The 18,303-nt window shown below is 52.7% G+C and carries 18 protein-coding genes; 12 read left to right on the top strand and 6 right to left on the bottom strand.

Translation table 11 applies throughout. The features are described from left to right. Positions 1-8 precede the first annotated feature (8 nt). Complete coding sequence (locus tag J4G78_RS06255; protein ID WP_207989397.1) at positions 9-743, bottom strand: SIMPL domain-containing protein; 735 nt, start codon at positions 741-743, stop codon at positions 9-11. 112 nt (positions 744-855) lie between these two features. On the opposite strand from J4G78_RS06255, the gene J4G78_RS06250 reads away from it, so the two are divergent. Then, positions 856-1,296 carry a VOC family protein gene (locus tag J4G78_RS06250; RefSeq protein WP_207989395.1) on the top strand — a complete coding sequence of 147 codons (441 nt, stop codon included), beginning with the start codon at positions 856-858 and terminating at the stop codon, positions 1,294-1,296. Positions 1,297-1,308: 12 nt separating this feature from the next. Here J4G78_RS06250 and J4G78_RS06245 read toward each other — a convergent pair whose 3' ends face one another. After that, a complete protein-coding gene (locus J4G78_RS06245) occupies positions 1,309-2,967 on the bottom strand; it encodes a sensor domain-containing diguanylate cyclase (RefSeq protein WP_207989393.1) in 1,659 nt (552 codons plus the stop codon). Between the two features lie 196 nt (positions 2,968-3,163). Between J4G78_RS06245 and gloB the strand changes: the two genes are divergently transcribed. Together gloB and J4G78_RS06235 are read left to right on the top strand one after the other, a co-directional pair. Then, on the top strand, positions 3,164-3,886 hold the full coding sequence (gene gloB, locus J4G78_RS06240) for a hydroxyacylglutathione hydrolase (protein ID WP_207990479.1): 723 nt from the start codon (positions 3,164-3,166) through the stop codon (positions 3,884-3,886). 72 nt (positions 3,887-3,958) lie between these two features. After that, positions 3,959-4,375, top strand: coding sequence for a hypothetical protein (locus J4G78_RS06235; protein ID WP_207989391.1), 417 nt, complete (start codon positions 3,959-3,961; stop codon positions 4,373-4,375). Between the two features lie 22 nt (positions 4,376-4,397). Here the strand turns inward: J4G78_RS06235 and J4G78_RS06230 are convergent, their stop codons facing one another. The 3 genes from J4G78_RS06230 to J4G78_RS06220 all read right to left on the bottom strand — a co-directional run bounded on the left by J4G78_RS06230 (position 4,398) and on the right by J4G78_RS06220 (position 9,137). Further along, positions 4,398-6,155, bottom strand: a complete 1,758-nt coding sequence (locus tag J4G78_RS06230; protein ID WP_207990477.1) for an AMP-dependent synthetase/ligase — start codon at positions 6,153-6,155, stop codon at positions 4,398-4,400. A gap of 182 nt (positions 6,156-6,337) precedes the next feature. Next, the gene (gene ggt, locus J4G78_RS06225) at positions 6,338-8,044 is read right to left on the bottom strand and encodes a gamma-glutamyltransferase (RefSeq protein WP_207989389.1); all 1,707 of its coding nucleotides are present in this window, start codon (positions 8,042-8,044) and stop codon (positions 6,338-6,340) included. A gap of 55 nt (positions 8,045-8,099) precedes the next feature. Continuing rightward, complete coding sequence (locus J4G78_RS06220; RefSeq protein WP_207990475.1) at positions 8,100-9,137, bottom strand: quinone-dependent dihydroorotate dehydrogenase; 1,038 nt, start codon at positions 9,135-9,137, stop codon at positions 8,100-8,102. A gap of 189 nt (positions 9,138-9,326) precedes the next feature. On the opposite strand from J4G78_RS06220, the gene J4G78_RS06215 reads away from it, so the two are divergent. The 6 genes from J4G78_RS06215 (at position 9,327) to J4G78_RS06190 (ending at position 15,422) form a co-directional block, all read left to right on the top strand. Beyond that, positions 9,327-10,490 (top strand): isovaleryl-CoA dehydrogenase, encoded by a 1,164-nt coding sequence (locus J4G78_RS06215; protein WP_207989387.1) that lies wholly within the window; start codon positions 9,327-9,329, stop codon positions 10,488-10,490. Next, on the top strand, positions 10,490-11,452 hold the full coding sequence (locus tag J4G78_RS06210) for an NAD-dependent epimerase/dehydratase family protein (protein WP_207989385.1): 963 nt from the start codon (positions 10,490-10,492) through the stop codon (positions 11,450-11,452). The genes J4G78_RS06215 and J4G78_RS06210 overlap by 1 nt, the downstream gene beginning before the upstream one ends. Then, entirely contained in the window at positions 11,449-12,150 is a 702-nt protein-coding gene (locus J4G78_RS06205; RefSeq protein ID WP_207989383.1) for a glutathione S-transferase family protein, read from the top strand. Before J4G78_RS06210 ends, J4G78_RS06205 begins: the two co-directional genes overlap by 4 nt. A gap of 123 nt (positions 12,151-12,273) precedes the next feature. Then, on the top strand, positions 12,274-13,761 hold the full coding sequence (locus tag J4G78_RS06200; protein ID WP_207989382.1) for a SulP family inorganic anion transporter: 1,488 nt from the start codon (positions 12,274-12,276) through the stop codon (positions 13,759-13,761). Positions 13,762-13,887: 126 nt separating this feature from the next. Beyond that, entirely contained in the window at positions 13,888-14,520 is a 633-nt protein-coding gene (locus J4G78_RS06195; protein WP_207989380.1) for a glutathione S-transferase family protein, read from the top strand. Positions 14,521-14,696: 176 nt separating this feature from the next. Next, positions 14,697-15,422 (top strand): DMT family transporter, encoded by a 726-nt coding sequence (locus J4G78_RS06190; RefSeq protein WP_207989379.1) that lies wholly within the window; start codon positions 14,697-14,699, stop codon positions 15,420-15,422. Here J4G78_RS06190 and J4G78_RS06185 read toward each other — a convergent pair. Then, on the bottom strand, positions 15,397-15,918 hold the full coding sequence (locus J4G78_RS06185; protein WP_207989378.1) for a sterol desaturase family protein: 522 nt from the start codon (positions 15,916-15,918) through the stop codon (positions 15,397-15,399). The genes J4G78_RS06190 and J4G78_RS06185 overlap by 26 nt on opposite strands. Positions 15,919-16,029: 111 nt before the next feature. On the opposite strand from J4G78_RS06185, the gene leuC reads away from it, so the two are divergent. The 3 genes from leuC to leuD are packed head-to-tail and all read left to right on the top strand — an operon-like array spanning position 16,030 to position 18,296. Next, positions 16,030-17,460: a 3-isopropylmalate dehydratase large subunit gene (leuC, locus tag J4G78_RS06180; protein WP_207989377.1), complete on the top strand. Its 1,431-nt coding sequence runs from the start codon at positions 16,030-16,032 to the stop codon at positions 17,458-17,460. Between the two features lie 9 nt (positions 17,461-17,469). Beyond that, positions 17,470-17,706 carry a hypothetical protein gene (locus J4G78_RS06175; RefSeq protein WP_207989376.1) on the top strand — a complete coding sequence of 79 codons (237 nt, stop codon included), beginning with the start codon at positions 17,470-17,472 and terminating at the stop codon, positions 17,704-17,706. Next, entirely contained in the window at positions 17,703-18,296 is a 594-nt protein-coding gene (leuD, locus tag J4G78_RS06170; protein ID WP_207989374.1) for a 3-isopropylmalate dehydratase small subunit, read from the top strand. Before J4G78_RS06175 ends, leuD begins: the two co-directional genes overlap by 4 nt. Positions 18,297-18,303: the final 7 nt, after the last annotated feature.

Here is an 18,303-nt window from a genome sequence, read left to right as displayed (position 1 = left end):
TCCCGTGTTCAATCGAGATAGAAGTTGACGGTCGTTACAACGCGGACTTTTTTGTAAGGCGTATCCGTGACCCCATAGCCGCCGCCGTCGCCATCACGCGAATTGATTGAGAAATAGCCTTGGGTCGCGGATTTGATCCCGCCGACATCAGTGCCGCTATCCTCTGCAAATTGTTCAGCCGATTTGCGGGCGTCCTTTGTGGCCTCTGCCACCATTTCCGGCTTGATCTCGTCAAGTTTGGTGAAGGTATAGCTCATTCCGGAACCGTCTTCTAAAACGACACCGCGGCGAACGAGATCAAATTGCCGCGCGACCGCCGCTTGCGCTTTCTCAATATCGTCCGTGCGCAGCGAGAGACGTTGGCGGATGGTATATCGAGGGATGCCATTGCTACTATATTGGTTCACATTCGCGCCAGTGGGTTTCAGCGCATCTGCTTCAAAACCCAGCTCGGTGAAAAATTTGCCGATGGCTGCCGTATCCCGGTCCATATCAGCCTGCGCCTCGGCAAGGTTTGTGCTTTGCGCGCTATAGGCGATGGTCCATGTCGCGAGATCAGCGGTGACTTCTCTTTCTGCCAGCCCACGAACGGTAACGCTCCGATCCGCCATTTTGGAGCGGAGCAATCCATCACCCAGCAGGTAGCCACCTGCGATCAAGCCGATGGTCAGTAGACCAGCGCTGACCAGCAAAACGTTGTTCTTCTTGTCCAGAAACTTTTTGCCTTCAACATTATCAGTCATAGCTCTTTCCCTCTCGTGCCAAGCGTTCTAACCTGTTTTTTACAACCCGGTTCGGCTTTGTGGTATCTGCGATGAACCGTTTCTGAATAGCGATGAATGGAGTTTGTCTAAAATGCCGATTCAATATCTACATACGATGCTGCGCGTCACTGATCCTGATGCAACGATAAAATTTTTCAATCTTCTCGGCCTCGAAGAAGTGCGGCGCTATAATAGTGAAAAGGGCCGCTTCTCACTAATCTTCCTCGCTGCTCCGGGGCAAAAAGACGTTGCAGAGGTTGAGCTGACTCATAATTGGCCGGCAGAAGATGGCAGCAGTGAAAACTATGATGGCGGACGTAATTTTGGCCATCTCGCCTACCGGGTTGATAATATCTACGCGCTTTGCCAGACATTGATGGATGCCGGTGTGACGATCAACCGTCCGCCGCGTGATGGACATATGGCTTTTGTGCGTTCACCGGATAATATTTCGGTCGAACTCTTGCAGGCTGGTGATAATTTACCAGTGCAGGAACCTTGGGCAAGCATGGACAATATCGGAGAATGGTAGGTTCCTGAAGGGCTAAGCGATAGCGGAATCTGCTCCCGGTTTCGTTTTGAGATTGGAAATATCAAAACTGACGACCTGATTGCGACCGTTATTTTTGGCATTGTAAAGCCGTTTATCGGCGACAGACATTACGGTGCGCAGACCAGTTCGTTTGGAAATAGCGGCGACGCCGACCGAAAATGTGACAGGCTGCTTGATAACAGGCACCTGATTATGGACGGCTTTGATCAGTGTTTCGCAAATTTTGGTCAGCTCGCTTGCAGGATTTTCCTTGCGATTTTCGCGGCCATCAATTTTCAGTAGCAGCGCGAATTCCTCACCGCCTATACGAGCCACAAAATGGCGTGTGGCGGCCAGTTCTTTACCTACGATGCGCAGCACATCGTCGCCTACTTCATGGCCATAGAGATCGTTAACGCGTTTGAAGAAATCAATATCCAGAATAGCAAGATGGTTGTAGCGGCGCTGATGAAGATTGGCCTGATAGGCCTTTTCAAATGCGCGGCGGTTACCGATTGCGGTCAGACCATCGGTTTCCGCCAACAAAGTCAATTCGACCTGCTTGCGCAATGTATTTTCATGTTTGCGGCGCAATTGCATAATCCGGTTGGCAACACCAAAGGCCAGGACGATGGTTTCAAGCACAAGAGCAAAATAGAGCCCATAGTCCAGCTCGTGAATGCCAATATATAAATCCATGCCTCGGGCGATCCGATCGAAACTCAATACAATGATGGGCGTCCAAGCGGCAATCTGGAACCAGATAGCTCTGCTGCCGCGCCGCAAAGCATGAACCATCGTATAGAGAACGATGATCAAATAGGGGACAAAAGAAGCATGATAGTAATTTCGTATATTGGCGTCATAGCCATCAATGCTTTGAAAAATGAAGGCGGTTGTAAACACCGGAAGCACAGCCGCCATCAGCAGGATCGAGCGGAGCCATTTTGCAATTTTGCCTTGCTCGACAAATCGATCAAGAAAGAAGCCGCTGGCCGCTATTGCGATCGCTAACGTCCAGTAGTTTAAAAGAAACTTAGTCGTCAGGCTGGTTTCGGGAAAGACCAGAAAAATCAAGCCAGAAGAGCTGAAAGTATAAACCACCGTTCCTATGATCATGACACTGTGCCACAGCATGAAGCTGTGACGCAGCGCTCCGTAGAAAAAGGCGTTGTAGAAAAAGGGCATAATTGCCATGCCGCAGAGCAAAGCGAACATAGTCGATAGTGGAAGTTTGAGATCGTCCCATAGTTTTTTCGACTTTAGTTGCATTAGGGTGATCGAGCTAGCGACACGCGGATTGTCTAGGGAAATATAGACAGTTTCGATCCGGCTGCGTTTTAATGCATCCTCAGACCCCGGTATCTGTAAGCCGTAAAGCCCCTTTGGACGCCAGCTATCGATTACTTCCTGCTCTGAATAGTAAGCGGATTCAACGGTTCCATCGCTCAAAAGCGAATGTACGGCCATAGACGAAAGGCCGTTATTATCGCCTTGCACTTCTATCGCGCCAGGGGGGATTGCATCTCCTCTGAACGGGAATTTAATCCACAGCTTTGAACCGGTGAAATGATATTTGTCATCCGAGCAATCGAATTTGTCGCTGGCAGCGATGACTTCGGATATTTCGCCATTGAGAGGCGTACCATAAGTGCACAATTCGTCAGACAACGGCACCGCCGCTTGCACTGGACTGGACCATAGCGACGCTAAGCAAAAAGTGGCTAACGCCAGAATGATGACTGATAAGCGCAAATGCGACCCTTCTCAAAAGACTTTCGGTGCGTAAGCCTATGTCTCGTAAGGTAAAATGGTTATTTTGCCGTTAACCCTCGACAGAGCAAAGAGAGCATCGTAAATTATGGTCATGCTTGAAATTATCCGTATCCCCGTTTTGTCTGACAATTATGTTTGGCTCGTCCATGAACCCGATTCCAAAGAAACAATGGTTGTCGACCCGGCTGTTGCCGAGCCAGTGCTCAACGAAGCGGAGAAACGCGGATGGAAAATCACCCAAATATGGAACACGCACTGGCATCCCGACCACACAGGCGGCAACGCGGCGATAAAAGAAGCGACAGGTTGCCACATTACCGGCCCTGAAGCCGAGCAGGCGCGTATCCCAACGTTGGACACGATGGTCAAAGAGGGCGATCAGGTTCGGTTGGGCGAGGTTTTGGCTAAAGTTATGGATGTGCCTGCCCATACAGCTGGCCATATTGCTTTTCATATTCCTGACCAGAAGGTAGTTTTTGTCGGCGATACTTTGTTTGCCATGGGTTGTGGCCGCCTGTTTGAAGGCACGCCAGCACAAATGTTTGATAATATGCAGAAACTTTCGAAATTGCCGGGCGATACAAAAGTCTATTGTGCGCATGAATATACGCAGGCTAACGGCGAATATGCATTAGTCGCGGAACCGGATAACCAGGCGCTGAAAGAACGTATGGATGCGGTGCTGGCCGCGCGGGCGAAAGGCGAGGCAACAGTGCCCACCACTATCGCCTTGGAGGTGGCAACAAACCCGTTCATGCGGTCCGCATCCGTTGAACAATTGGCGGAGCGTCGAATCGCTAAGGATAATTTCTAAGCGCCGATTTCGGATTTTCTCTTACCTATGATATACTGTCGCATCGATGGGGGACATCGAAGGAGAATCGTCATGCGCAAAATTATTTTTGCAATACCACTCGCACTAATGCTTGCTGCACCCGCAGCGAATAGCGGCACTGCTGAGGTAAAGCTCAGCGAGAAAGATCAGGCCAAGTTTGAAAAGCTTGTTTCAGGCCGTACCGCGGGAAAACCAGTCAGCTGTATTAATCGAATTGATCAAGGCAATATGACTGCCGTTGGTGACAAGTATCTTGTCTACAGCCGCAGCAGCAGGGCAAAGACCATTTACGTAAACGAACCCTATGGCGGATGTCGGGACGTCGATCGCCATGCATTAGTGACGGTTAGGCCATCAGCACAGTTATGTCGTGGAGAGATTGCTCAGGTCAAAGATTTGCCCACTGGTGCTTTTATCGACAGCTGTTCTTTCAGTTCGTTTGTGCCTTACACTGAAACCGAAGGCTGATTGGATCGCACTGCTGGCACGTTTATTTTTTGTAAAGCGCGCTCAGTCTTTCCATGTAACGCTCGCGAATAACATGACGCCGGATTTTCATGCTCGGCGTAAGTTCTTCATTTTCAATCGCAAAAGGTTCGTCGGCAAATTCAAACCGGCGGACCTTTTCCGTTACTGAGAGATTTTTGTTTACCCGGTCCATGGCTTTGCTAACCGCTGATTTGAAGGCTGGATTGGCCTGCAGTTTAAGGAAGTCATAGGCCATGCCCTCCTCGCGAGACCATTCCAGTGCCCATTCAGGGTCTGGAACTATCAGCCCCACCATATAAGGGCGTTTGTCTCCAACAATCATCGCCTGAAGGATTTCAGGTTGCAGGGTCAACATACCTTCAAGTTTCTGGGGCGCTACATTTTCGCCTTTGTCATTCACGATCAGGTCTTTCTTGCGGTCGGTAATAGCCACGCGACCAGCCTCGTCGATCAGGCCGATGTCACCTGTGTGGAGCCAGCCATCAATTATAACACGGTCGGTTTCCGCCTGATTGCGCCAGTAACCTTTCATCACCAACTCGCCGCGAACCAATATTTCTCCATCATCCGCAATCTTGACCTCGGTGTCGATCATTGGCGGACCAACTGTATCCATTTTCAGGCCGGTGCTTGGTCTGTTGCAAGAGATAATTGGGCCGGATTCTGTCTGACCGTAGCCCTGTAGCAATGTCAGTCCGAGAGACTGGAAAAATACTCCGATATCGGGGTTGAGCGGAGCGCCGCCGGACACCATGGCTTTGATTCGGCCACCAAAACGTTTCTGTACCTTTGGCCGGAGCGTCTTATTCAAAAAGACATCCATCAGCTTGTCACGTTTGCGCTTTTTGCCGCCTGCTTCACGTTCGCCCATCGCTAAAGCCTTGCCGAGCAGATAGTTCGGCATTTTGCCTTGTTTCTCGACTGTCTTGATTAGTCGCGTTCGCAGCACTTCAAACAAGCGCGGGACCACGACCATGATCGTGGGCCGGACTTCTTCAATATTGGAAGCAAGCTTTTCGAGGCCTTCTGAATAATAGATTTCAGCGCCTAAACCGATCGGGAAAAACTGTCCGGCGCTATGTTCGTAGGCATGACTAAGCGGCAAGAAGGACAGAAAAACCTCGTCATCCCATCCAAAATCATTTTCTATTACTTCAGCAGGGCCTTTGACGTTGTGCAGGATCGCACCGTGTGGCTGCATCACCCCGCGCGGCTTGCCGCCCGTCCCGCTGGTATAGATGATACAGGCGACTTCATCGCGTTCGATGTCTGCCGCCTCGGCCCTGATGTCTGACACATCTTGGTCGGTTCCCTGAACCAGACCATCCCATTGATAGATATCAAAATCACCCGATTGGCCAATCCGGAGGTCTGACATGCCAATGACAATCTCTGCATCTGATGATTGCATAACAGCTGGAATTAGGTTCTGGGCCAGTTTCTGGTTTGATACGATAACTGCTTTTGCACCGCTATTATCAAGGATATGCTGATGATCGTTGGGCGTATTGGTAGTGTATGTCGGAACAGTAATACATTTTGCTGCCATAATCGCTAGATCGGCGATACACCATTGTGGACAATTGTCCGAGACCAGCATGATACGATCGCCGGGCTTGAGACCGATTTTCTTGAAAGATTTGGCCAAAGCCGCTACTTGCCGAGCTGCTTCGTTCCAGCTGGTGGCACGCCATTCACCGTCAATCTTTGTGCTCAAAAAAGGTTTGTCACCGCCTTCGCTAGCCCGTTGGAAGAACATGGAAACCAAGTTAGAAAAGCCGTCAAATTCCAAATAACGGTTACTCGTTTTTTTTGCCGACACTCTACTTACCCTCTCACGCGGCCAAACCTGTGAACGGCCGACCCCTATTGTGGTCGCAAGCTAGCGCGGATAAAAGTTTCGGGCAATGGTTTCCAGCCATCGTATCTGAAATGTAAGGTTTAAGGCAGTTCGCTAACCGCCTCGCCGGTGCTGCGGGGGTCAACGGCACCGACCCAGCCCTTGTCGGTCTTTTGGGCACCAGCAAGTTTTGACGGCAAGTTAGTCGATACGACCGTATGACCAAGCCGAGCCAAGTCATCTTGCAAAGCAATTAGATCGCTATCATTTTCAATCAGCAGTCCCGATCCGCCAAAATAGATATTGGGCATCGCCATGGCTTCTTGCAGCGGCAACCCATAGTCTAGCACTCCGATCAACGTCTTAGTCACATGCATGATGATTCGTTTGCCGCCTGCTGAGCCGAGAGCAAGAATCGGTTTGCCAGTCGCATCATATACAATCGTTGGGGACATCGAAGAAAGAGGACGCTTGCCGGGTTGAACCCGATTGGCAACGGGAGCACCATCTTTTTCCGGCGCGAAGGTGAAATCGGTCAGTTCGTTGTTAAGCACCATACCGCGAGCGAGCAGCTGGCTGCCAAATGGCCCTTCAACCGTGGAAGTCATATTGGCTATATTGCCTTCACCATCGACGGCGGTGAAATGGGTCGTGCCCGCCACTTCGGAGGAAATGGCGGCGGTGCGCGGCATAGCGCCCGGAGGGTTGCCAGCGGGATAAGTCTCAATCCCCGGGAATTCCGGTCGCGCGCGCTGCAGCGCAATCATTTGAGAGCGTTTACTAAGATAGCCTTTGTCGATCAGGCCAGCTACCGGCACGGACACAAAATCCTGATCGGCCAGATATTTCTCACGATCTGCATAGGCCAATCGCATAGCTTCGCCGATCACATGCCAAGCGCGGGCCGGTTCTTTTTCATAGAGCGCGCCCATATCAAAGCGTTCGATAGAACCCAGAATCTGAAGAACGGTGGTTGCCCCCGAAGAGGGCGGCCCCATACCGCAAATCCGATATTCGCGGTAGGTAGAGCAAACCGGATGGCGTAATATCGCGCTATAATTGGCAAAATCCTGCTCGGTCAAAACCGATGGGTTCTGCGGTGCATCGCCGACTGCTCCCATAATGGCGGCGGCAGTTTTGCCTGTGTAAAAAGATTCGGCGCCTCCGGTTTGCAATTCGCGAAGCAATTGGCCGAGTTCAGGGTTTTTGATGATTGTACCGCGCGGCGCGGGGACGCCATCGCGCCAATAAAGCTTCTGCATATCCGGAAATTTGATCCAGAGTTTTTCGAGCCGTTTCATCCAGTCATATTGCGGCGGACTGACGGCATAGCCTTCCTCGGCGAGCTTGATCGCAGGCTCGAACAGTTTTTCCCAGGGCAGTTTACCCCATTTTCTATGCGCCATTTCCATCAGCCGCATATTGCCGGGGACGCCTACTGACTTTCCACCTGGCGCGGCGTCGCGCCAGCCAAGAGGTTTACCATCTTCGCCGAGAAAGCGATCCGAAGCGGCCGCTGAAGGTGCCATTTCGCGTCCGTCAATCGTTTCCATCCAGCCACTTTTGCCGTCATGGTGTAGCAGAAACCCGCCACCGCCAATGCCGCTCGATTGCGGTTCAACAACGGTCAGCGCGAGCATCATAGCCATGGCTGCATCTGTCGCGGAGCCGCCGGCCTGCAGCATTTCAAATCCAGCTTTCGTGGCTTCGGGATGCGCCGATGCAGCGGTGCCAGCATTTTGCGCACTGGCCGGAACGGCGAGTGGAGTGATGAGGAAAAAAGCGAGCAAAGTCAGGAGTTTTTTCATGGCGCCAAGTTTTATGGATGGGTTGTCCGTTTGGCAAATCATTTGTCGCCAGATATTATCTGGCCCCGACGGCATCTGAAACCGATGCAAATCCGTCGCGTTTTAACCGTTTGGCTAGCCCACAGCTGATCGCGCGGGCCATGGTCGGACCTTCATATATCATTGCTGTATAAAGCTGAATCAGTGAAGCGCCGGCACGAATGCGTTCATAGGCATCGTTGGCATGGGCGATGCCACCTACGCCGATCAGTGGAATCTTGCCGCCACTGGCTTTACGAAAATCCTTAAGCCGTTGCAGCGCCAGATCCTTTAGGGGTGCGCCAGACAGACCACCGGTTTCATCTTTATTGGCTGATTGCAGATTGGGGCGCGTGATCGTAGTATTTGAGACGATAAGCGCATCAATCTTCTGTTTCATTGTGACATCGACAATGTCATCAATATCGGCCGGTGCCAGATCGGGAGCGACTTTGAGGAACACTGGCACTTTGTGACTAGCACGCGCCTGCATGACAGCGGCGAGCAATTCTTCCAGTGCACCCTTGTCCTGCAACGCGCGCAGACCGGGCGTGTTGGGCGAGGAAATATTGACCGTCAGATAGTCGGCCAATGGTGCCATATTCTCGACGCCAATGACATAATCGGCAATGCGATCGTCGCTGTCTTTGTTAGCGCCAATATTGATACCGAGCACACCTTTGCCCATCCGGACGCGCATCCGTTTCAAGCGTGGTGCTGCCTTTTCCTGCCCTTCATTGTTAAATCCTAACCGGTTTATGACTGCCTTATCCTCCGGCAACCGGAATATGCGCGGTTTGGGATTGCCCGGCTGCGCGCGTGGTGTCAGCGTGCCCACTTCGGCATAGCCAAAGCCCATGCGGATCAGGGCATCGGGCACTTCGCCATTTTTGTCGAAACCGGGTGCCATGCCGATGGGATTAGCAAATTCCAGGCCAGCGACGGTGGTGTTCAACACAGGGTCGGATTTGGGTGCCGGTCCCATAGGTAGCGCCTTTAATCCGGCAATGGTAAGGCCGTGGGCTTTCTCCGCTTCGAGTGCGAAAATAAATGGGCGAGCAAGATCGTATAACATGATCGCGCCTATGGCATCGGCTGAAACCAAGCGCAACTGTGCTCCTGCGAAGGCAGGAGTCCATCTCGTGATAGTAAAAAAACTGCCCGACCGGGAGATAGACCCCTGCCTTCGCAGGGGCACAAGGCGCTGGAAAACTACGCATCATCTGTTAAACGCGGTACAACAAAGGACAAAGGATATATCCGCATGATTGCTACCCCTGATTTTGATTTCCAACTTGGTGAAATGGCGGATCAGATTCGCGATACCACGCGGCGTTTTGCTGATGAAAAGATCATGCCGCTGGCCCAGAAAATGGATCGCGAGGACTGGTTCCCGCGCGAGCTTTGGGAGCAGATGGGCGAGCTTGGTCTGCACGGCGTAACGGTTGAGGAAGACGATGGCGGGTTAGGTCTAGGCTATCTGGAACATGCGATAGCGGTTGAAGAAGTCAGCCGCGGCAGTGCGGCACTGGGGCTTTCTTACGGCGCGCATAGTAATCTGTGCGTCAACCAGATCCGCCGCTGGGCCACGCCGGAGCAAAAAGCAAAATATCTGCCAAAACTGATTTCCGGCGAACATGTCGGCTCACTGGCCATGTCGGAAGCCGGTGCAGGATCGGACGTCGTGAGCATGAAACTCAAAGCCGAAGCGGTGCAGGGCGGCTATATATTGAACGGCACCAAATTCTGGATCACCAACTCAACCGACGCCGATACTTTGGTGGTCTATGGCAAAACACGGCCTGATGCAGGCTCCGGCGGTATCACCGCGTTCCTGATTGAAAAGGGTATGAAAGGTTTTTCCATCGGTCAGAAAATCGAAAAGGTCGGGATGAAAGGCAGCCCAACAGCTGAACTGGTGTTTGACGATTGCGAAGTTCCAGAGGAAAATGTCATGGGGCCAATTAATGGCGGCGTTGGCGTGCTGATGTCTGGCCTCGACTATGAACGCGCGGTTCTGGCGGCGATCCCCTTGGGACTAATGCAGGCGTGCCTCGATACCGTCATCCCCTACGTTCGTGAGCGTAAACAGTTTGGCAAACCAATTGGGACGTTCCAGCTGATGCAAGGCAAGATTGCCGATATGTATGTGCGGCTCAATAGCGCGCGGGCCTATGTTTATGCGGTGAACAAGGCGTGTGACGCCGGTCAGACAACGCGTTTCGATGCCGCCGGCGCTGTCATGTATGCGTCAGAGAGCAGTGTTCGGGTGGCTGAAGAATCGGTGCAGGCACTGGGCGGGGCCGGCTACACGACCGATTGGCCGGTGGAGCGTTACTGGCGCGATTCCAAATTGCTCGACATTGGGGCAGGAACCAATGAAATTCGCCGGATGCTGATCGGCCGTGAATTGATTGGTGGCGCCTGATGAAGCTGCTGCTCACCGGCTCTTCGGGTTGGTTAGGCAGGTTTCTCGCACCCAGGCTTGAGGCCATCGGTCACAAAGTGGTTGGTCTAGATGTTGCGCCGGGTGAGTATACCAATGTCAACGGTTCGGTGGCGGACCGTCCCTTGATCGACAAGACTTTCAGTGACCATGGTATTGAAGCGGTGATCCACGCGGGCGCGCTGCATAAGCCGGATATTGTCCGTTATCCGAACAGTGCCTTTGTCGATGTGAATGTGACGGGAACGTTGAACCTCCTCGAAGCCGCAGCGCAGGCTGGTCATGACCGGTTTGTCTTTACTTCAACAACCTCGCTGATGATTTCCGAGGCGGTTCGTGCGGGCCGCGCGGGCGGAGCTGAGCAGGCTGTTTGGCTGGATGAGGAATTCGGCCCTCTAAAACCGCGCAATATTTATGGCGTGACCAAAATATCGGCGGAGCATTTATGCCGCCTCTATCACAAGTTGCACGGTATCAATGTCGCGGTCTTGCGCACCGGCCGATTTTTCCCGGAGGATGATGACACGCTTGAAGTGCCAAGCGGTCCCAATCTGAAAGCCAATGAATTTTTAAACCGGCGATTGACCGTTGAGGACGCCGCCCAGGCACATGTAGCGGCATTGGATGCCATCGCTGATCTGGGATTCGAGACGTTCATATTATCAGCGCCGACGCTATTTGCCCGGGAAGATTGCAAGCAACTGATGGAAAATGCGCCGTCCGTTATCGCGCGCTATTTTCCCGAGGCTGCTGATTTGTATCACAAGAAAGGCTGGGTGTTGCCGGATCATATTGACCGTATTTATGATCCGGGAAAAGCGGAGAGACTTTTGGGATTTCGGGGAAAAACCGAATTCGCCAGCATATTGGAAGCTCTGGCCGATGATCGCCCAATGCCCTTTCACCATGATCCAAGCTACATCTCTCCAAAGGAGGCCTCATGAGTTACACGCTGATTACCGCCAACCGCAATTATTCGAGCTGGTCGCTGCGCCCGTGGATATTGATGAAGGCGCTGGATATCCCTTTCGAAGATGACATTATCTATTTTGAAGAAGATAATTACGAGCGGTTTCGGGCCTTTGCGCCCAATGCACAGGTGCCCTGCTTACAACATAACGGTCTGAAGGATGATGATCGCACGATCTGGGATTCGCTGGCGATTGTCGAATATCTCGCCGAGCGGCATGAAGGTGTCTGGCCAGAGGATGAAAAAGCCCGGACTTGGGCGCGTTGTACCGCAGCGGAAATGCATGGTGGGTTCGCGCCGCTACGCAACATCTGCCCTATGAACGTTGGAGTTCGCGCCAAACTGCATGAAATTGAGACACCGCTTCAGCGCAATGTCGACCGGATCAGAGAGCTGTTTGCCGAAGGTCTGGACAGCTTTGGCGGGCCTTGGTTGGCGGGCGGCAGATTTACTGCCGTCGATGCATTTTATGCACCGGTTGCCTATCGCGTGCGTTCATTTGATCTCGATATCGGTGCGAAAGGCCGGGCATGGGTGGACCATATCATTGCCCACCCCGCCATGCAGTTTTGGGAGAAGGAAGCACTTGCCGAGCCGCATCGCGAGATTAGCCATGAAGAGGAAATTGCTGCGGTGGCTACAGTGACCGAAGATTTCCGGGTGCCTGTTTGATCTGAAATGGATGTAAACAATGGTGCTTCGCTTGACGGTGGCAGGTCAATAGGCCATGGCCGCGCCTGATGATGTTGCGTTGCAGCATTTTAATCTGACATTTCAATCGGTGGGGACCGAATCATGGCAATACACAGCGATTTTAAGCGCGACTGGCTATCCAATCCGAAAACCGAGTTTTTGGCCGGTCTGGTGGTGGCGCTGGCCCTGATCCCCGAGGCCATCGGCTTTGCCATCATCGCCGGTGTTGATCCGCGTGTTGGTCTCTATGCCAGTTTTTCCATTGCAGTGATTATCTCCATGATCGGTGGCCGGCCCGGGATGATCAGCGCTGCGACTGCGGCTGTGGCCGTGTTGGTCGTACCGCTGGTCCGCGATCACGGTGTCGAATATCTATTCGCTGCGACGATATTGATGGGTATTTTTCAGGCTATAGCGGCTTTGCTAAGGTTGGACTTGCTGATGCGCTTTGTCTCACGATCGGTGATTACCGGCTTCGTCAACGCGCTGGCCATTCTCATTTTCATGGCGCAGCTCCCGCAATTGACCGGTGAAGCCTTTACATGGCAGACATATGCGATGGTCGCGGCGGGTCTTGCGATTATCTATGGCTTGCCAAAGCTGACCGGTTGGGTGCCTTCACCCTTGGCAGCTATCATTGTCCTGGCAGCGGTCAGCATCTATTTCAAAGTCGACGTTTCCACTGTCGGGGACATGGGCGAGCTGCCCGACAGCCTGCCGTGGATCCACATTCCGCAAATCCCGATCACTTGGGAAACATTGCAGATCATTGCGCCCTATTCATTGGCGATGGCAGCCGTTGGCCTGCTGGAATCCCTGCTCACCGCGTCGATTGTCGATGACATGACCGAAACCCGCAGCGACAAGAAACGCGAAACCTATGGTCAGGGTATCGCCAATTTCGTGACCGGCTGGATCGGCGGCATGGGCGGCTGCGCCATGATCGGTCAGTCGGTGATCAATATCAAGTCGGGTGGCCAGCGACGGCTTTCGACTTTTGTTGCCGGCGTTATGCTGTTGGTTCTGATTGTCGGTCTCGGGCCGCTTGTCGCGCAAATCCCGATGCCCGCGCTGGTCGCAGTGATGATCTTTGTGTCGATCAGCACCTTTCGCTGGAAAAGCTTTACCGAAATCACGCATCACCCTTGGCCATCTAACGTCGTGATGATTGCAACAGTGGTCATGGTTGTCGCGACCCATGACTTGTCGATCGGTGTGCTGACCGGCGTTCTGCTTTCCGGCATATTCTTCGCCTGGAAAGTGCGTCAGCTCGTCACCATTCAGGATTTTGTCGAAGTCACAACGCACCGCTATGTCTTTGGTGGTCAGATATTCTTCGGCTCCGTCGACATGCTTTATGAAGCGATGGAGTTTAACGAGGACGGTATTGATACCGTGGTTATCGATGTGCACGATGCGCATTTCTGGGATATCTCGGCAACCGGCATGCTCGACAAAATTGTCGAGCGGTTGCAAAATGAGGGCAAGACGGTTGAATTAATCGGCCTGAATGAAGCCAGCGCAACACTGGTTGAGAAATATAGCGACAATGACCGACCATTTGAAAGCCTGGGCGTCGTCGGACACTAGGCATTCGGAACGGATTGCGCCGTAGGTTTTTTGGTAAACGCAATCATTGTTTTTGTTGTTTGTCCTTTTGACTGCATCTAGGCTTTGGCATAGCGAAACTGTTCAAACCCTACAGGAGCCATTCCCATGATAAAATTGCACCATCTCGAATATAGCCGTTCGACGCGCATCATCTGGCTGCTGGAAGAATTGGGTATCGAATATGAAATGGTGCGGCATCAGCGGCATCCCGAAACCATGCGCGCGCAGGCTGATCTTGCGGCGATTCATCCGCTGGCCAAGGCCCCGACGGCGATTATCGACGGGCATCTGATGATGGAATCAGGCGCGATTATTGAATATATTCTGGAGCAATATGGCGAAGGCAAATTGACACCGGCACCGGGTTCCAAAGATCGCGCTGAATATCTCGAATGGCTGCATTTTGCCGAAGGCACATTGGCCAACCCGGTGATCGTCCAGATGCTCGCGCCGCGCTTCGGAGGACTGGGGGAAGGTTATGCCCCGTTCGTCGAGGGGGAAGTGGTTAAACTGCTCGACTATTTGGAGCACCATATCGATAATCGTGAATTTCTGGTTGGTGATGATTTTACCGGCGCCGATATCAATGTGATGTATGTGCTTGAGCTAGCAATGGCTGCGGGAATGCTCGCTAACCGCCCGGCGTCAATGGACTATGGCAAGCGGATGATGGCGCGGCCGGCGTATAAGAAAGCGATTGAGCTAGGCGGACCAGTTGTACCGACACTTGCTGGTTAGTGTCCGCTGGTGATCAGTCGTTAAACCAAACTGGCGGACCTCTTTTAACAGCTGTTCTGTTGGTTCTGACACTATGTGCTTTTGCCGGCAATAGTTTGCTGAACCGTGCGGCTTTGGCCGATAGCACCATTGATTGGGCAAGTTTTACAAGCATACGATTGGTTTCCGGAGGCATTATGTTGGGGCTGCTTTTAGGCTTTCAACATGGCCGCGCTGTGTTGCCGCGCGGTGATACTTTCGTTCCGGCCATTGCACTGTTCGTCTATGCGGTCAGCTTTTCCTATGCTTATGTCTCGCTTGATGCCGCTATTGGGGCATTGATCCTGTTTCCTGCTGGGCAATTGAGCTTGCAAATGATCGGGATAGTTCGCGGTATCTATCCGACGCCCATTCAATGGGCGGGCTTATTACTGGCTATTGCTGGATTGGTTGTTTTTCTGGCTCCTGGTGACACAGCGCCGCCGTTGATCGGTGGCCTGATCATGGCGCTAGCCGGTATTTCGTGGGGTTTTTACAGCTGGGCAGGAAAAGGAGCTTCACGCCCCGCTCTGACAACAACCCGTAATTTTTTTGGCGCATCCTTGCTTTGCTTGCTGCTAATCCCTTTTTTTGGCAACGCTGATCAAATTCAGCCAACCGGAATCGCGCTGGCAGTCATCTCTGGAACTGTCACATCCGGGTTGGGCTACATCACCTGGTATGCCGTCCTGCCGCGCCTGTCGGTCAGTACCGCTGCTGCCTCTCAGCTTTCGGTGCCCGCTATCGCAGCACTTGGCGGAGTTTTACTGCTCGGGGAGACGCTGAGCACGCGCTTTTTCGTCGGCAGCGCTATGATCTTTGCCGGTATTGGTTTGACGATGTTCAAATGGCCTGGATTCAGGATGCCCCGACAGAGTCTCTGACCACAGCTTTTCCGGTTTCGCGCTGTACCTTCAATTCCGCCTTCAACTTGGCGGGATCACGGGCGAAAACAAAACCAAAGCTCACGCCGCCTTCTTTACCGACGGTTGCGTGATGCAGCTTATGCGCTTGAACCAGACGTTTGGCATAACCGCGCTTCGGCACATATTTAAAATAACGCTGATGCACCAGGCCATCATGGATTAAAGTGTAGATGATCCCGTAGAGCATTATACCTACACCTATCCATGTGCCGGGTTCCCAAAAGGATGCGCCCATGATCATCGGGCTTCCGATGATGAACATCGAAATGCTCATTACCGCGCCGACAATGCCATAAAGGTCATTCTTTTCCAGTGCGTTATCGTGCGGTTCGTGATGATCACGATGCCAGCTCCAACCGAAACCATGCATGATATATTTATGCGCGCCCCATGCGATAAACTCCATCGCAATCACAGAGACAAGGATCGTGGCTAAAATTGCGAAAATGCTCATCCATCGATGATAGGCATTTTTGATGGGCTTTTGAAGTCACTTCTCACTTGCACGAGCAATTGATCTCGGTAAACGAAACACCATATTGCTTAAGAGGATGGTAAAACCGGGATGACCGAAGCAAGAACCCTATATGAAAAAATCTGGGATGCGCATGTCGTGGACCAACGCGATGACGGCACGGCGCTGATCTATATCGACCGGCATCTGGTGCACGAAGTGACCAGCCCGCAGGCTTTCGAAGGACTGCGTAAGGCAGGCCGCAAGGTTCGCCGCCCAGATCTAACATTAGCGGTTCCAGACCATAATTTGCCGACTACTCCTCGTATCGATGCTGCGGGAAACAAGATACCGATTGCTGATCCACAAAGCGCCGCGCAGCTGGAGGCGTTGGAAGCCAATGCGCCTGCCTTTGGCATCAAATATATCGGTGCGAGCGATACGGAACAGGGCATTGTTCATGTAATCGGGCCAGAGCAAGGCTTTACCTTGCCCGGCACAACGCTGGTCTGCGGCGACAGCCATACGGCCGCCCATGGCGCGCTGGGTGCGCTGGCTTTTGGCATTGGCACCAGCGAAGTCGAACATGTCTTGGCGACCCAGACGTTGCAGCTATCAAGATCTAAATCGATGGAAATTCGGGTCGAAGGGATGCTGGGGCCCGGTATAAGCCCGAAAGATCTGATCCTGCATATCATTGGCGTGATTGGCGCCGCTGGCGGCACGGGTCATGTCATTGAGTATCGCGGCGAAGTTTTCGAGCAAATGTCGATAGAAGGCCGGTTGACGGTGTCCAACATGTCAATCGAAGCCGGTGCACGCGCCGGACTGATTGCACCGGATGACAAGACTTTTGCCTATCTGAAAGGCCGTCCCATGGCTCCGCAGGGCGCTGATTGGGATGCGGCGGTTGCCTATTGGAAAACATTGCGATCAGATGATGACGCGCAGTTTGATAAAAGCGTGACTATCAATGCTGCTGATGTAGCGCCGACAGTGACCTGGGGCACCAGTCCCGAAGATGTTGTGCCGGTGACCGGTCATATACCGGCACCTGAAAGTTTCGCTGATCCGTCTAAGCAGGACGCAGCGCGCAAGTCGCTGGATTATATGGGATTAACGTCCGGTCAGGCGTTAGGCGATGTCGCTGTTGAAAACATCTTTATCGGCAGCTGCACCAACAGTCGCATCGAAGATTTGCGCGCTGCTGCCCAAGTGCTGGATGGGCGCAAAAAGGCCGATGGCGTGAAATGGGCGATTGTCGTCCCCGGCTCCGGTCTGGTCAAAGCGCAGGCGGAAGCAGAAGGGCTGGACAAGATATTCACAGATTCCGGGTTTGAATGGCGCGAGCCGGGCTGTTCCGCCTGCCTTGGCATGAACCCTGACAAAGTGCCGCCCGGTGAGCGCTGCGCCTCGACGTCCAATCGCAATTTTGTTGGTCGGCAGGGGCCAGGTGCTAGAACGCACCTTATGTCTCCCGCGATGGCCGCAGCGGCGGCAGTTACCGGAAAGCTTACCGATGTTCGTGAACTAATAAGATAGGGTTTGGTTATGACAGATGACAGGAAACAGCCCAAAGAGAAGGGTGACGAAGAGAAAAAGAGCAAATGGTCCACCGGTGCCAAAGTTGGCGCTGCGGTAGGTTCAGCAGCCGTGGCGGCGGCATTGATGTACGCTGGCCGTCACAAGATGCGGAAACTGGATGAGTTTAAGGCCGCTAAACCCAAGCCGGGCACACGCTATGAAAACGAGCCAGTCGATGATGCCGATGAAGAGGGCAAAGAATGAAGCCCGTTCGCAAAGTTGAAGGTCGAGCCATTCCGTTTGGGCGAAAAAATGTCGATACCGATGTCATCATATCGGCGGAATGGCTCAAAACAATATCGCGTGATGGGTTAGGTGAGGGCGCATTTGAATCGGTTCGTGCGCAAAAGGGTAATGTTTTTGACGACCCGGAATATGCCGGTGCGTCCATCCTGATCGCTGGCGATAATTTTGGCTGCGGCTCAAGCCGCGAACATGCCGCTTGGGCGCTCGACGACATGGGCATAAGGGCCATTATTGCACCCAGTTTTTCGGATATTTTTTCCAGCAACGCATTTAAAAACGGTCTGCTGGCCATTCCCCTGCCGCAGGCCGCCATTGACCGCCTGATGGAAGTCGCCAAAACCGATCCGATCACCATCGATATGGAAAGCATGAGCGTAACAACACCCTTTCAGGATCGCTTTACCTTCGAGATGGATCCTTTCCGGCAACAATGTTTGATGGACGGGCTTGATGAAATTGACCTGACAATGGCAAAATCCGATGCCATAGAAGCGCATGAAAAAAGTGTCGATTCTGCTCAGTCCTGGCATAAACCGGTGATGGCATAGCGCGCTC

The sequence above is a fragment of the Parasphingorhabdus cellanae genome (assembly GCF_017498565.1).
GTDB lineage: Bacteria > Pseudomonadota > Alphaproteobacteria > Sphingomonadales > Sphingomonadaceae > Parasphingorhabdus > Parasphingorhabdus cellanae.
The sequence above is the reverse complement of the archived record's forward strand: the minus strand, read 5'-3'. Positions and strand labels throughout refer to the sequence as shown.

Coding starts and splice junctions, on each gene's coding strand:
- J4G78_RS06195 (WP_207989380.1), top strand. CDS start 13,888: ATGATAAAATTGCACCATCTCGAATATAGCCGTTCGACGCGCATCATC.
- J4G78_RS06210 (WP_207989385.1), top strand. CDS start 10,490: ATGAAGCTGCTGCTCACCGGCTCTTCGGGTTGGTTAGGCAGGTTTCTC.
- J4G78_RS06185 (WP_207989378.1), bottom strand. CDS start 15,918: ATGAGCATTTTCGCAATTTTAGCCACGATCCTTGTCTCTGTGATTGCG.
- J4G78_RS06230 (WP_207990477.1), bottom strand. CDS start 6,155: ATGTTCTTCCAACGGGCTAGCGAAGGCGGTGACAAACCTTTTTTGAGC.
- J4G78_RS06215 (WP_207989387.1), top strand. CDS start 9,327: ATGATTGCTACCCCTGATTTTGATTTCCAACTTGGTGAAATGGCGGAT.
- J4G78_RS06235 (WP_207989391.1), top strand. CDS start 3,959: ATGCGCAAAATTATTTTTGCAATACCACTCGCACTAATGCTTGCTGCA.
- J4G78_RS06250 (WP_207989395.1), top strand. CDS start 856: ATGCCGATTCAATATCTACATACGATGCTGCGCGTCACTGATCCTGAT.
- J4G78_RS06175 (WP_207989376.1), top strand. CDS start 17,470: ATGACAGATGACAGGAAACAGCCCAAAGAGAAGGGTGACGAAGAGAAA.
- ggt (WP_207989389.1), bottom strand. CDS start 8,044: ATGAAAAAACTCCTGACTTTGCTCGCTTTTTTCCTCATCACTCCACTC.
- J4G78_RS06255 (WP_207989397.1), bottom strand. CDS start 743: ATGACTGATAATGTTGAAGGCAAAAAGTTTCTGGACAAGAAGAACAAC.
- gloB (WP_207990479.1), top strand. CDS start 3,164: ATGCTTGAAATTATCCGTATCCCCGTTTTGTCTGACAATTATGTTTGG.
- leuC (WP_207989377.1), top strand. CDS start 16,030: ATGACCGAAGCAAGAACCCTATATGAAAAAATCTGGGATGCGCATGTC.
- J4G78_RS06205 (WP_207989383.1), top strand. CDS start 11,449: ATGAGTTACACGCTGATTACCGCCAACCGCAATTATTCGAGCTGGTCG.
- J4G78_RS06190 (WP_207989379.1), top strand. CDS start 14,697: ATGTTGGGGCTGCTTTTAGGCTTTCAACATGGCCGCGCTGTGTTGCCG.
- J4G78_RS06220 (WP_207990475.1), bottom strand. CDS start 9,137: ATGTTATACGATCTTGCTCGCCCATTTATTTTCGCACTCGAAGCGGAG.
- leuD (WP_207989374.1), top strand. CDS start 17,703: ATGAAGCCCGTTCGCAAAGTTGAAGGTCGAGCCATTCCGTTTGGGCGA.
- J4G78_RS06200 (WP_207989382.1), top strand. CDS start 12,274: ATGGCAATACACAGCGATTTTAAGCGCGACTGGCTATCCAATCCGAAA.